The sequence below is a fragment of the Allobosea sp. 05T433 genome, from assembly GCF_056396065.1.
In genome coordinates this window covers 20,345-32,972 of the sequence record NZ_JBFTKS010000011.1, presented here as the reverse complement: position 1 = coordinate 32,972, position 12,628 = coordinate 20,345, and the positions used below count along the sequence as shown (strand labels likewise).

The 12,628-nt window shown below is 66.1% G+C and carries 12 protein-coding genes and 1 tRNA gene; 5 read left to right on the top strand and 8 right to left on the bottom strand.

Annotation, left to right across the window (positions count from 1 at the left end; genetic code table 11):
• Positions 1-336: 336 nt before the first annotated feature.
• The 3 genes from AC1DGP_RS16725 to AC1DGP_RS16715 form a co-directional block, all read right to left on the bottom strand.
• Positions 337-963 carry an ATP-dependent Clp protease proteolytic subunit gene (locus AC1DGP_RS16725; protein WP_441480223.1) on the bottom strand — a complete coding sequence of 209 codons (627 nt, stop codon included), beginning with the start codon at positions 961-963 and terminating at the stop codon, positions 337-339.
• A gap of 147 nt (positions 964-1,110) precedes the next feature.
• A complete protein-coding gene (gene tig / locus AC1DGP_RS16720; protein WP_441491881.1) occupies positions 1,111-2,562 on the bottom strand; it encodes a trigger factor in 1,452 nt (483 codons plus the stop codon).
• A 91-nt stretch (positions 2,563-2,653) separates the two neighbouring features.
• Positions 2,654-2,738 (bottom strand) — tRNA-Leu (locus tag AC1DGP_RS16715).
• Positions 2,739-2,965: 227 nt separating this feature from the next.
• Here AC1DGP_RS16715 and AC1DGP_RS16710 point away from each other — a divergent pair.
• The 3 genes from AC1DGP_RS16710 (at position 2,966) to AC1DGP_RS16700 (ending at position 6,533) form a co-directional block, all read left to right on the top strand.
• Positions 2,966-4,390, top strand: coding sequence for a multicopper oxidase family protein (locus tag AC1DGP_RS16710; protein WP_441505499.1), 1,425 nt, complete (start codon positions 2,966-2,968; stop codon positions 4,388-4,390).
• Between the two features lie 72 nt (positions 4,391-4,462).
• Complete coding sequence (gene kdsA, locus AC1DGP_RS16705; protein WP_441505498.1) at positions 4,463-5,323, top strand: 3-deoxy-8-phosphooctulonate synthase; 861 nt, start codon at positions 4,463-4,465, stop codon at positions 5,321-5,323.
• A 7-nt stretch (positions 5,324-5,330) separates the two neighbouring features.
• The gene (locus AC1DGP_RS16700; RefSeq protein ID WP_441505497.1) at positions 5,331-6,533 is read left to right on the top strand and encodes an MFS transporter; all 1,203 of its coding nucleotides are present in this window, start codon (positions 5,331-5,333) and stop codon (positions 6,531-6,533) included.
• Between the two features lie 2 nt (positions 6,534-6,535).
• Here AC1DGP_RS16700 and queF read toward each other — a convergent pair whose 3' ends face one another.
• Entirely contained in the window at positions 6,536-6,991 is a 456-nt protein-coding gene (gene queF, locus AC1DGP_RS16695) for a preQ(1) synthase (RefSeq protein ID WP_441505496.1), read from the bottom strand.
• 143 nt (positions 6,992-7,134) lie between these two features.
• On the opposite strand from queF, the gene eno reads away from it, so the two are divergent.
• The gene (gene eno / locus AC1DGP_RS16690) at positions 7,135-8,418 is read left to right on the top strand and encodes a phosphopyruvate hydratase (RefSeq protein ID WP_476832322.1); all 1,284 of its coding nucleotides are present in this window, start codon (positions 7,135-7,137) and stop codon (positions 8,416-8,418) included.
• 18 nt (positions 8,419-8,436) lie between these two features.
• On the opposite strand, the gene AC1DGP_RS16685 is transcribed toward eno, so the two are convergent.
• Positions 8,437-9,108 (bottom strand): hypothetical protein, encoded by a 672-nt coding sequence (locus AC1DGP_RS16685; RefSeq protein WP_441505495.1) that lies wholly within the window; start codon positions 9,106-9,108, stop codon positions 8,437-8,439.
• A gap of 167 nt (positions 9,109-9,275) precedes the next feature.
• Between AC1DGP_RS16685 and AC1DGP_RS16680 the strand changes: the two genes are divergently transcribed.
• A complete protein-coding gene (locus AC1DGP_RS16680; RefSeq protein ID WP_441505494.1) occupies positions 9,276-10,274 on the top strand; it encodes a DMT family transporter in 999 nt (332 codons plus the stop codon).
• Here AC1DGP_RS16680 and AC1DGP_RS16675 read toward each other — a convergent pair.
• From AC1DGP_RS16675 to AC1DGP_RS16665, 3 genes are all read right to left on the bottom strand, one after another.
• Entirely contained in the window at positions 10,179-10,976 is a 798-nt protein-coding gene (locus AC1DGP_RS16675; protein ID WP_441505493.1) for a hypothetical protein, read from the bottom strand. The two genes, AC1DGP_RS16680 and AC1DGP_RS16675, sit on opposite strands and share 96 nt — an antisense overlap.
• Before the next feature lie 34 nt (positions 10,977-11,010).
• Entirely contained in the window at positions 11,011-12,135 is a 1,125-nt protein-coding gene (gene tgt / locus AC1DGP_RS16670) for a tRNA guanosine(34) transglycosylase Tgt (protein ID WP_441505492.1), read from the bottom strand.
• Between the two features lie 98 nt (positions 12,136-12,233).
• Positions 12,234-12,584: an ArsC family reductase gene (locus AC1DGP_RS16665; RefSeq protein WP_441505491.1), complete on the bottom strand. Its 351-nt coding sequence runs from the start codon at positions 12,582-12,584 to the stop codon at positions 12,234-12,236.
• Positions 12,585-12,628 lie beyond the last annotated feature (44 nt).

Genomic DNA, 12,628 nt, shown 5'->3' with positions numbered 1-12,628 from the left:
TCATCTCCATTTCCGGAGTCGGTCCACACCAGCCGAAGCGGATGCGGGCGTCGTCTCTCCGTCATAATAGGCCGCTCAGTTCGCGATTATTAGGTTAACGCGTCAGGTCGAGACATCCGACCTGAAAACCTGACCCAAAACCGGACACCAGCTGCGCCTGTCCGCTCACCCGAGTCCCCATGCAAGCATGGGGCCGCTTTCCAAATCAATATGGGACGCCCGGCTGATCAAGCCAACCCACAGATAGCGGGGCGGCTCGTCGCAGCCGACACCAGACGGGGGCCGAAACGCCCAAGGCGTGTTTCGGCCCCTGCCCGGTTCTCCATTCCGGCCCGATCAGGCCGCGGCGTCTTCCGGACGCCGATCAATGACCTTGTCGATCAGGCCGAAATCACGGGCCGCCTCGGCGGTCATGAAGTTGTCGCGCTCGAGCGCAGCCTCGACCTCGTCGTAGTTGCGGCCGGTATGCCTGACATAGATCTCATTCAGCCGGCGCTTGAGGTTCTCGACCTCGCGCGCGTGGATCAGGATATCGGTGACCTGGCCCTGAAAGCCGCCGGAGGGCTGGTGCACCATGATGCGCGCATTCGGCAGCGCGAAGCGCATGTCCTTGGCGCCCGCGGTCAGCAACAGCGAGCCCATCGAGGCCGCCTGCCCGACGCACAATGTCGTGACCGGGCAGCGGATGAATTGCATCGTATCATAGATCGACAGGCCCGACGTGACCACGCCGCCCGGCGAGTTGATGTAGAAGGAAATTTCCTTCTTCGGATTCTCGGCCTCGAGAAACAGCAGCTGCGCCACGATCAGCGAGGCGGAGAAATCCTCGACCGGGCCGGTCAGGAAGATGATGCGTTCCCGCAGCAGGCGCGAGTAGATGTCGAAGGCGCGCTCACCGCGGCTCGACTGCTCGACCACCATCGGGACGAGATTGTTGTAGGTCTCGATCGGATCGCGCAGCATGGGTCTGTCCTTGGGGTCGCGGTCGCCGGGAATCAGCGGATTTCGTGAATACCATCCACATAAGCACGCAGATCGTGGCTGAAAAGGGAAGCGCCGCCCTGGCCATTGCCGGGCGGCGCCAATCTTGAATCAAGGTTTCCGAAAGTCTCAGGCCGAAGCGTCGTCGGCCTTGGCAGCGTCGTCCGCCTTGGCCTCGGACTTCTTGGCCTTCTTGGCGGCTGCCTTCTTCGGCTTGGCCTCACCGGCCTCCTCGGTGGCGTCCTCATCGGCGTAGAGCGCCTCGCGGCTGACCGTCTGGTCCTCGACCTTCACCTGACTGAGCAGATGGTCGACGACCTTCTCCTCGAAGATCGGGGCGCGGATCTCCGCGAGAGCCTGCGGGTTCTTCTGGTAGAACTCCCAGACCTGCTTCTCCTGGCCGGGGAATTGACGGACTCGCTCGACCAGGGCCTGGGTGACCTCGTCATCCGAGATCTGAACCTTGGCCTGCTCACCGATTTCGGCAAGCACGAGGCCCAGGCGCACCCGGCGCTCGGCGATCCGGCGGTACTCGGCGCGAGCCTCGTCCTCTGTGGTGTTCTCGTCCGCGAAGGTCTTCTTCGCGTCCTTCATGTCGGCCTCGACCTGGCTCCAGACGGCAGCGAACTCCTGCTCGACCAGGGTCGGCGGCAGCTCGAACGTGTACTTGCCATCAAGCGCGTCGAGCAGGCTCTTCTTGATCTTGCGGCGCGACTGGGCGCCGAAATCACGGCCGATCTGCTCGCGAACGGCGCTCTTGAGCGCATCGAGCGACTCCATGCCGAAGCCCTTGGCGAGCTCGTCGTCGATCTTGAGGGCGTCGGGACCCTGCACGTCGTCGACGGTGACCTCGAACTCGGCCGGCTTACCGGCAAGGTGGGTCGCGGTGTAGTTCTCCGGGAACGTCACCTTGACGGTGCGCTTCTCGCCGGTCTTGGCGCCCTCGAGCTGATCCTCGAAGCCCGGGATGAACTGCCCCGCGCCGAGATCGAGCGGAATGCCCTCGCCGGTGCCGCCGTCGAAGGGTTCGCCCTCGAGCGTGCCGACGAAGGAGATCATCAGGCGATCGCCCTTCTCGGCCTTGGCCTTCGCACCCTTCGAGGTGAAGCTGCGGTTCTGCGACGCCATGCGCTCGAGCGCGGCATCGACTTCGCTCTCAGGCACTTCCGCCACCGGCTTGACCAGGGAAACGTCGGAGATGTCGGCGAGTTCGATCTTCGGCAGGACCTCGAGCGCGACCGTGAAGGCGAGGTCGCCCTTGGCCTCCATCGCGGCCTCGATCTCGTCCTTGTTCTCCGGGAACCGGATCTGCGGCTCGAAAGCGAGCTTCAGGCCGTTATCCGCGACGATCTTCTGGTTGGCCTCGTTGACTGCATTCTGCAGCACATCGGCCATGACCGAACGGCCATAGAGCCGGCGCAGATGCGCGACCGGTACCTTGCCGGGGCGGAAACCGTTGATACGCGCCTTGCCCTGCAGGCCCTGCAGGCCATCATCGAGCCTGGTCTTGAGGTCGGCAGCGTTCAGCACCACCTGGAATTCGCGCTTGAGGCCCTGGGACAGGGTTTCGGTCACGTTCATTGTTTCGTTCCGCCAACTGCTCGTTAATTCAAAAATCCAAACGCGCGCCGTCGGGTTGCCCGCCGCCGCGCTTGAGAAATCCGGCCAAGTCTGGTGCGGGCGGAGGGACTCGAACCCCCACGACTTTCGCCGCTGGAACCTAAATCCAGTGCGTCTACCAATTCCGCCACGCCCGCCGACCCGATGCGCTGCGCGCGAGCAAACGCAGCGCCGCCATCGTTGGGCCGCGGTGCTATACGCATTTCAGGCGCGGCATGCAGCAAAAAAATGCGACGGTTCTGCGAAGCCGTTGAATCAGGGGCGCCATACCGGCCTCTCGCCAGATCGCGCGCCACGGATTATGCCGCTTGCCATGACCGACAGAAGCGCTCGCCGTCCTCCTTCTCACAGTTGCCAGGCGACCATGCCGACACGGCGCATCGTGCTGGCGGGACTGGGCGCCTGTGCAGTCCTGGGCGAGGCGGGCGCACAATCCTTGCCGGCCACCACCCCAGTGAAGTCCCGGACGGAGAACGCCGATTCAGCCGCGCTGCCGAACCGGAACCTCGTTGCCGGCCCGGCGAAGACACGCCTGCGGCCGCCTCCGGCCCCGGAGAGCGAAGTCTGGGCCGTCGACGGTGAAACGCCTGGGCCCGTATTGCGGATCAAGCTGGGACAGACGCTGCGGCTCCGGCTGGAGAACCGAACGACGAGACCGCTGAGCCTGCATTGGCATGGCCTGCGCGGATCGTCCGAGATGGATGGCGTCGGAGGCTTCAGCCAGCAGCCGATCGCGCCGGGAGCCAGCTTCGAATACCGGCTGACGCCGCCCGATTCGGGCTTCTTCCTGTATCGCCCTCTCCTCGTCGGCGCCTCGTCCGAGCCGGCAGGACGCGGCCTGGCCGGCCTGCTCATCGTTGAGGAGACTGAGCCGCCACGCGTCGATCTCGACCTGCCGGTGGTGGTGACCGACTGGCTGCTGGGCGACGACCAATCGATCCAGGCCTTTGACGCGAAGGGGCCCGAAGGAGCCGCCGCCGGCCGGCTCGGTAACTGGATCACCGTCAATGGCAAGGCGCCGCCGCAGCGCATCGCGGTGCTCCCGGGGGCACGCGTTCGGTTGCGCCTCGCCAATGCCTGCAATGCCCGGATCACGCGGCTGCGTTTCGACGGCATCAAGCCCTTCGTCATGGCCGTCGACAGCCAGCCGACCGATAATTTCGAACCCGTGCGCGCTCAGCTGCCCTTCGCCCCCGGCACGCGCTACGATCTCGTCTTCGACATGCCGGACGAAGCGGGGGCCACAGCAATGGTCACGGCGCTGACCGGCTCGGGCGTTCCTCTGCTGCGCTTCGTCGCGGAGGGAGCAAGGCAGGCGGCGGCAGGCGAGGTCGCTGCGCTCAAGCCGAATCCGGCCTTGCCGCTCGCCGTGCGACTGCAGGACGCCAAGCGTAGCGAAGTCGTCGTGACCGGCGGAGCCAAGGTCACCGCCGACAGCAAACTGGACCTCTCCGGCCTCGATCTCGCCCGGCCCTGGGCGATTAACGGTGCAGTCGGCACGCCTGATGCCAAGCCCCTCTTCAGCGTCAGGCGCGGCGCGCCGGTGGTGATCGCGATCGATAATCGCACTGCTTTCCTGCAGCCGTTCCATGTCCACGGCCATAGTTTTCGCCTGCTGCATCCGCTCGACGACGGCTGGGAGCCCTATTTCCTCGATACCGTCCAGATCCCCGAAGGGCGGCGGCTGCACATCGCCTTCATCGCCGACAATCCTGGCCGCTGGCTGATTTCGTCGACCGTGCTGGAGCGCTTCGATCTCGGTCTCTGGACCTGGTTCGAGGTGACCTGAGCTGCGGCCCCGGCTTGACCTCAGCCGGACGAGCGACCTAAGCCCGCCACCAGCAACCGCATTGGAGCCGCCATGTCCGCCAACGCCATCGTCACGATCGGCGCCGACCTCGCGAGGCCGGTCCGCTTCGGCAACGCCCTGCCGCTTGCCCTGATCGCCGGCCCCTGTCAGATGGAAAGCCGCGAGCACGCGCTAGAAATCGCGCTTGCGCTCAAGGAGATAGCGGCAAGACTTGAGATCGGACTGGTCTTCAAGACCTCCTTCGACAAGGCGAACCGGACCAGCGTCAAGGGGCAGCGCGGCATGGGCCTCGAGGCCGCCCTGCCCGTCTTCGCCGAGATCCGCGAACGCACCGGCCTGCCGGTCCTGACCGATGTGCACGAGGCCGGGCAATGCGCCGCCGTGGCCGAGGTCGTCGACGTCCTGCAGATTCCTGCCTTCCTGTGCCGTCAGACCGATCTGCTGGTTGCAGCCGCACAGACCGGGCGCGTCGTCAACGTCAAGAAGGGCCAGTTCCTGGCCCCCTGGGACATGGTCAACGTCGCGGCCAAGATCACCGAGAGTGGCAATCCGAATGTCATGGTCACCGAGCGCGGAGCGTCCTTCGGCTACAACACGCTTGTCACCGACATGCGGTCGCTGCCGATCATGGCCGACGGCATCGGGGCACCGGTGATCTTCGACGCAACGCATTCCGTCCAGCAGCCGGGCGGCAAGGGCGCCTCCACAGGCGGTCAGCGCGAATTCGTGCCCGTGCTGTCGCGGGCCGCGGTCGCGGTCGGCGTCGCCGGCCTCTTCATCGAGACCCATCCCGACCCCGACAATGCGCCGTCGGACGGCCCCAACATGGTGCCGCTCGCGGACTTCCCTGCGCTGATCGCAGAGCTGCAAGGCTTTGATCGGCTTGCCAAGGCGAGGCGCGCGCCGGTTTAAGGCGCGTATGGACAAGCCCGTTACCGCAACCAAGCCCGCCTCGCTGCGCCCGCTGATCCTGGTCCTCGGGGCCTGCGGCTTCGCATCGACCTTCACCATGCGGATCCTCGATCCGCTGGTGCCGACACTGGCAGCTGAGTTCGGCCGGACGATTGCGCAGATCGCCGCCATGGCAACTGCGTTCTCCTTTGCCTACGCGGTCGGTCAGCCCTTCCTGGGCCCGATCGCGGATTCGGTCGGCAAGCTGCGGACGATCAGTGTCTGCCTCGGCTTGCTTGCCCTGCTCTCGATGGCTGCCGCCTTCTCCCTGTCCTTCGACGTACTGACGGTGATCCGGGCGAGTACGGGCATCGTTGCCGGCGGCGTCATCCCCATCGCCATGGCCGCGATCGGCGACCGCGCGCCAATGGCCGAGCGGCAGGTACTGCTCGGACGCTTCCTTGTCCTGATGATCGTCGGGCAAATGGCCGGGGCCGCCTGCTCGGGCGTCATCGCGGAGCATTTCGGCTGGCGCAGTGTCTTCGTGATGGCCGCTGCCATGGCGGCGGCTGCAGCGCTTCTGGTCATCGTCGTGCTGAAGCCGCGCCCGGACGCGGCACGGCTGCCGCTCAGCTTTGCGGGCGCGCTGGCGAATTACAGATCCGTCTTCGCCAACCCGCGCAGCAAGCTGCTCTATGCGATCGTCATCACCGAGGGCAGCCTGATCTTCGGCATGCCGCCCTATGTCGCGGCGATCCTGCAGGAGCGCTCAGGGATCGGCCCCTCGCTGGCCGGGCTGGTGATCGCCGGAACCGGGCTTGGCGGCATCATCTACGGGATCCTGACCCGCATCCTGGTCGAGCGCCTCGGACCGGCCCGCATGACGGTCACCGGCGGGCTCCTGATGGCGACGGGCTATGTGCTGTTCTCGCTGCCCTTCTTACCCTGGTGGAGCGCGGTTGGCCTGTTCACCCTGAACGGGTTCGGCTTCTTCCTGATGCACGGCACCTTCCAGGCTCAGGCGACCGAGCTCGCTCCGACAGCGCGCGGCTCGGCCGTCTCGCTCTTCGCCTGCGCGCTGTTCCTTGGCCATGCGATCGGCCCCGTCGCCATGGGCATCGCGCTGCATCTGCTCGGCACGACAGGCGCGATCCTGCTCTTTGCGGCAGGGATCGGCCTGCTTGGCATCGTGACGCCGCGCATCCTGCCGCTGGCAGGCTCGCGGACCTGAACTCAGCGGCCGCGGTAAGGAGCGACGCCCTGATCGGGCAGCCAGAGCCCCTTCGGCGGCTCGCCGGTCTGCCAGAACACATCGATCGGGATGCCGCCGCGCGGGTACCAATAGCCGCCGATGCGGAACCATTCCGGCTCGAGCAGCTCGACCAGTGTTTTGCCGATATTGACGGTGCAATCCTCGTGGAAGGCTCCGTGGTTGCGGAACGACCCGAGATAGAGCTTCAGCGACTTCGATTCGACCAGCCATTGGCCGGGCAGATAATCGATGACCAGGATGCCGAAATCGGGTTGGCCGGTCACCGGGCAGATCGAGGTGAATTCCGGGCATGTGAAGCGCGCGAGATAATTCGTGCCGGCATGCGGATTGGGCACACGGTCGAGGCGGGCCTCCTCGGGAGATTGCGGCAGTGCACTGGCATGGCCCAGTTGCAGGGTCGAGGCGTCGATCGTCATGGTCATGGCTCCTTGAAGGCGGCCTTCTAGAGCCTCGGGCGCGCCCGCGCCACCGGCCAATCGCCGCGACGCCTCTTTCCGTTACGCCTGCGCTTGGCTAGAAGCGCGGCATCCTTCCGTTTCGCCTCGCACCGGAGCCTCCCATGACCGCGATCATCGACATCATCGGCCGCCAGATCCTCGACAGCCGTGGCAATCCGACCGTCGAGGTCGACGTCGTGCTCGAGGATGGCTCGATGGGCCGCGCCGCGGTCCCCTCCGGCGCCTCGACGGGCGCGCATGAAGCCGTAGAGCTGCGTGACGGCGACAAGAGCCGCTATCTCGGCAAGGGCGTGCTGAAGGCCGTCGAAATCGTCAACACCACGATCGCCGAAGCCCTCGTCGCCATGGATGCCGAGGACCAGGCCGCGATCGACCAGACCATGATTGATCTCGACGGAACGCCGAACAAGAAGAAGCTCGGCGCCAACGCCATTCTCGGCGTCTCGCTCGCCGTCGCCAAGGCCGCAGCCGAATGCTCGGGCCTGCCGCTCTATCGCTATGTCGGCGGCACCTCCGCCCGCGTCCTGCCCGTGCCGATGATGAACATCGTCAATGGCGGCGCCCATGCCGACAACCCGATCGACTTCCAGGAATTCATGATCATGCCGGTCGGCGCGCCTTCCTTCGCGGAAGCCCTGCGCATGGGCGCCGAGGTCTTCCACACGCTGAAGAAGGCTCTGCACGACGCCGGCCACAACACCAATGTCGGCGACGAGGGCGGCTTCGCGCCGAACCTGAAATCGGCCGAGGCTGCGCTCGATTTCGTCATGCAGGCGGTCGAGAAGGCCGGCTACCGGCCGGGCGAAGACATCGCGCTGGCACTCGACTGCGCCGCGACGGAGTTCTTCAAGGACGGCTCCTACGTCTATGAAGGCGAACGCAAAACCCGCGATCCGAAGGCGCAGGCCAAATACCTCGCCAAGCTCGTCGRCAACTACCCGATCGTCTCGATCGAGGACGGCATGGCCGAGGATGACTGGGAGGGCTGGAAGGCTCTGACCGATCTCGTCGGCAGCAAGTGCCAGCTCGTGGGCGACGATCTCTTCGTCACCAACGTCACCCGCTTGTCGCAGGGCATCAAGAGCAAGACCGCGAACTCGATCCTGGTGAAGGTCAACCAGATCGGCTCGCTGACCGAGACGCTTGCCGCCGTCGAGATGGCGCAGCGCGCCGGCTACACCGCGGTGATGTCGCACCGCTCGGGCGAGACCGAGGACGCAACGATCGCCGATCTCGCTGTCGCCACCAATTGCGGGCAGATCAAGACGGGCTCGCTTGCCCGCTCCGACCGTACCGCGAAGTACAACCAGCTGCTGCGCATCGAGGAAGAACTCGGCGCCCAGGCGATCTATGCCGGCCGCTCGGCGCTGAAGGCGCTGGCCTGAAGCTGAAGGCGCCTGCTCTCACCAACTCGGCAGGAGCTGGCTTGCCGTCGAGACCGTCCAGGTCCCGGCGGCACCGACCCGATCGGCGAGGCCGCCCAGCGCGCGGCCGGCCCGCGTAACGCCGTCTGGCAGTTCCAGTCCCAGCAGGCTTGGCCCGCGCGTTGAAGCGACGGCCGTCGTGGCGTCCCCCGCGGAGGCCGCCAGTTGCAGCGGTGGCGAAATCGGCAAAGGCTGCGCTGCCGCGACGCTTGGCTTGCTCCGCTCGCGCGGGACCGTGTGCGCCGCCGCAGTGACGGGCGCGCTGCTACGTTGCGGTTCAAAGCGAGCCAAGGCGGGTGTCGTGCCGGCTGGCAGCGCCCAGGCTGTCGCCATCGGCATCAGCAACGTCGCCGGCACAGCCAAGGCCCTGGTGGGCGAGACGGACTCCGCATTGCCGGCGCTCATCTGATCGCGATGCCGCTCCAGGAACTTGCTCACGGGCGCTTCCGAGGCATTTGCAAGCTCGGCATCAGGCTGCGACGCCCGGACGATCTGCTCAGCCATGGTCGCGCGATGGGCAGCTCCGGACTGGATCTGAAGAAAGGCCAGAACTCCGGCGGCAGCCACGGAGGCCGTGACCGAAACCGCGACCTGGCCGCCGAAGCTGCGCAGAACCCGGCCGATCGCCATCTTCGTCGTATCGTCGTTCATGAGTTCATCCCTTGGTCGCCTCGAGAGAAGAGGCCGGACACGGCGACAAAATGGCGCAGCCGGGGAGCAATTGCGGCCCTCGACAGATTTCCCATCCCGCGACGGGTGCGGGCGCGCCATGCAGCATCGGGCATATCGCGATTGTGCGATGCGGGATTAATCGAAGCATGGACAAGATCGCCGACGCTTCGCTGATGGATCAAAAGGCAGTACGGCTGCGCTGGCGTCTCGCCGTCATCGGCATGCTGTGCAGCGTGCTGATCTTCGGCTCGAACTTCGTGATCAGCCGCCACGCCGTGCTCAACGGACTGAGCCAGCACGATCTGCTAGCCCTGCGCTTCACGACCGCTGGTCTTCTGCTGTTGCCAATCTTCCTCAGGGATGGGGGCTTGGCGACATGCGGCGGCGTGACCTGGCGGCGCGGAATCTGGCTCGCGATCACCAGCGGCTTTCCGATGACCTATCTGATGCTGACCGGGCTGACGCTAGCCCCGGCGGCTCATGGCGCCACCATCGGCCCTGGAACGGTGACGCTGATCGGCATCGCAGGAAGTGTCGTGCTGTTTGGCGCCATGCTGACGCGGAACCTGATCATCGGCGTCATCGGAGTTCTCGCAGGCCTGGCCTGCCTCGGCATAGCCGGCAGCACCGCTTCGACGGCCGGCACCTTGCGCGGCGATCTCTGCTTTCTCGGCGTCGGGCTGCTCTGGGGCTTCTACCCGCTGCTGATCCAGCTCTGGAAGGTGAACGGGCTAAAGGCGGCGGCGATCGTCTCGGTCCTGTCGATGGCCTATCTGCCGTTCTACTTCCTGTTCTATTTCCGCGGCTTCGATGTCGCGCCGTGGTGGGTGCTCGTCGCGCATGCGCTCAACCAGGGCGTGCTCAACGTCATCATCGGCCTGTGGATCTGGGGCTGGGCGGCACATGTGCTCGGCGCCTCCGTCGTCGGGCGTTTTCCCCCTTTGATCCCGGTGACGGGCACCCTGCTCGCCATCCCGATCCTGGGCGAGATCCCGGGCCCGCTTCAGGTGGTGGGCTTCATCCTGATCATTGGCGGCCTATTCATCGCGTCATGGCGCCGCCCGACGCGTGCGACGGGCAATAGTCATCAGGCCCAGATTCCAGCCGACGCAAAGCAGAAGCCCGAGGCCGAGCGCCGGCCATGAGCCGAGCGGCACCGCCGTCAGGTGAACAAGGCCAAGCGCAAGGCCGAATCCGAGAAGGCCGAGCGCGCAGTTGGCGATGACGGCCGCCGTCGCGGGGCCACCAATGCGCGGCTGTAGCATCGCGATGAGGCTCGACAGAACGATGGGAAAAGCCGCCAGCACGCCGGACCAACCCGGGCCGACGCGTGCGCTGATGGTCGTCACCGTCCCCGCCAGCCCGGCGACGCAAGCGGCGCGCAGCGGGATCGCGTACCAGGGCCGCCCGGGAGGCGCCGCCGGCCGCGCCGCCAGATACGGCCTGAAGAGCATGTGAAGGCCGGCAAAGACCGCCACAGTCAGTGCAGCCATAACCATGACCGGCGGCGTGAGCTGCCGCAGCACGATGGCAATCGTGAACCACGTCGCCAGCCCCGTCACGAGGCTCGCCACCATGCCGAGGCGCTGGGCGAGCAGGACATAGACCAGCGCCAGACCGGCATTTGAGAGATTGGCAGCCATGCTGCCGAGCGCACCGGCGGCGATGAAGGCCGGGTCGTGGTCGAGCGCCAGAAAGACATAGACCGGCCCGGCCGAAATCGGCAGCGTCGCGATCAGGGCCGCAACGAGCGGACCGGTCCGCTCGGCCAGCAGCGAGCAACCGACGACGATCGCTGCCGCGGTCGCCATCTTGAGCAGCAGCATGCCGAGCCAGGGGTCGATCATCGCTCCAGCCGGGACTTGGCTGTCGCAATCGCGATCATGCCGGCTCGCCCTTCGCCCAGCCTTCCTTGGTCTCCGCGATGAAATCGACCAGCGTTCCGGCCGCGATCGCAGCGCGCAGCCCGGCCATCAGATCCTGATAGTAGGCGAGATTGACCCAGGTCAGCAGCATCTTGCCGAGCATCTCGTCGGCCTTGACGAGATGGTGCAGATAGGCGCGCGCATAGCCGTTGGCAGCCTGGCAGCTCGACTGCGCGTCGATCGGCCGGGGATCGTCGGCGTGCTTGGCATTGCGCAGGTTCATCCGCCCGAAGCGGGTGAAGATCTGGCCATGGCGCCCGGCACGGGTCGGCATCACGCAGTCGAACATGTCGATGCCGCGGCTCACCGACTCGACGATATCGTCGGGAGTGCCGACGCCCATCAGGTAGCGCGGGCGCTCCTGCGGCAGATGCGGCTCTACCGTCTCGATCATCGCGAGCATCACGTCCTGCGGCTCGCCGACCGCAAGGCCGCCGATCGCATAGCCCTTGAGGTCCATGTCGACGAGCGACCTGGCACTCTCGACACGCAGGGACGGCACGGAACCGCCCTGGACGATGCCGAAGAGCGCCCTGCCCGCGGGATTGCCGAAGGCCGTCTTGCAGCGTTCGGCCCAGCGCAGCGACAGGCGCATCGCCTTCTCGGCGACGATATCCTCGCATGGCAGCGAGACGCATTCGTCGAGCTGCATGACGATGTCGGAGCCGAGCAGGTTCTGGATCTCGACCGAGCGCTCGGGCGAGAGCATGTGGCGCGAGCCGTCGATATGCGACTGGAAGGTCACGCCCTCCTCGGTCAGCTTCCGAAGCTGGGAGAGCGACATCACCTGGAACCCGCCGGAATCGGTGAGGATCGGGTGCTGCCAGTTCATGAAACTGTGCAGGCCGCCAAGACCCGCGATGCGCTCCGCGCCGGGGCGCAGCATCAGGTGATAGGTATTGCCGAGCACCACATCGGCGCCGAGCGCCTTGACCTGCTCGGGATACATTCCCTTCACGGTCGCGGCTGTGCCGACCGGCATGAAGGCCGGGGTGCGGATTACGCCGCGTGGCATGCGGATCTCGCCGGTACGGGCAGCGCCGTCCCGACCGAGCAGATGGAAGCTGAAATCGGTTGTCATGCGCAGCGAGGTAGCGCAGCCGCAGCGACAACGGAAGTGCAGCGCACGCCGGCCCACCGTGACGGCACGGCCGAGCCCGGCATGGCCATGGTCCTGGATCAGCGCGGGAAGGCCGCCTCGTAGAGCGCCGGCTTGAAACCGACCAATGTCCGCGAGCCAAGGTCGAGCACCGGCCGCTTGACCAGGGAGGGCTGCGCCAGCATCAAGGAAATTGCCTTGCCAGTGTCGAGCCCCTGCTTGTCGGTATCGGCCAACGCCCGAAACGTGGTGCCGGCGCGGTTCAGGATCGTTTCCCAGCCATGTTCCGCGCACCATGCCTCGAGACTGGCGCGCGCCACGCCAACGGCCTTGTAGTCATGGAAGCGATAGGCGACCCCGTGCTCGTCCAGCCAGGTTCGGGCCTTCTTCATCGTGTCGCAGTTCTTGATGCCGTAAATCGTGATCGCCATGTCGCCCTCTGCCTGAACGCCTTGGTCTAGGCAGGGATTGGGCC

Excerpts from the sequence above, each read along its gene's own strand:
- AC1DGP_RS16675 (WP_441505493.1), bottom strand. The coding sequence starts at position 10,976 with ATGATCGACCCCTGGCTCGGCATGCTGCTGCTCAAGATGGCGACCGCG.
- tgt (WP_441505492.1), bottom strand. The coding sequence starts at position 12,135 with ATGACAACCGATTTCAGCTTCCATCTGCTCGGTCGGGACGGCGCTGCC.
- AC1DGP_RS16700 (WP_441505497.1), top strand. The coding sequence starts at position 5,331 with ATGGACAAGCCCGTTACCGCAACCAAGCCCGCCTCGCTGCGCCCGCTG.
- AC1DGP_RS16725 (WP_441480223.1), bottom strand. The coding sequence starts at position 963 with ATGCTGCGCGATCCGATCGAGACCTACAACAATCTCGTCCCGATGGTG.
- queF (WP_441505496.1), bottom strand. The coding sequence starts at position 6,991 with ATGACGATCGACGCCTCGACCCTGCAACTGGGCCATGCCAGTGCACTG.
- AC1DGP_RS16710 (WP_441505499.1), top strand. The coding sequence starts at position 2,966 with ATGCCGACACGGCGCATCGTGCTGGCGGGACTGGGCGCCTGTGCAGTC.
- AC1DGP_RS16665 (WP_441505491.1), bottom strand. The coding sequence starts at position 12,584 with ATGGCGATCACGATTTACGGCATCAAGAACTGCGACACGATGAAGAAG.
- AC1DGP_RS16685 (WP_441505495.1), bottom strand. The coding sequence starts at position 9,108 with ATGAACGACGATACGACGAAGATGGCGATCGGCCGGGTTCTGCGCAGC.
- tig (WP_441491881.1), bottom strand. The coding sequence starts at position 2,562 with ATGAACGTGACCGAAACCCTGTCCCAGGGCCTCAAGCGCGAATTCCAG.
- kdsA (WP_441505498.1), top strand. The coding sequence starts at position 4,463 with ATGTCCGCCAACGCCATCGTCACGATCGGCGCCGACCTCGCGAGGCCG.
- AC1DGP_RS16680 (WP_441505494.1), top strand. The coding sequence starts at position 9,276 with ATGGACAAGATCGCCGACGCTTCGCTGATGGATCAAAAGGCAGTACGG.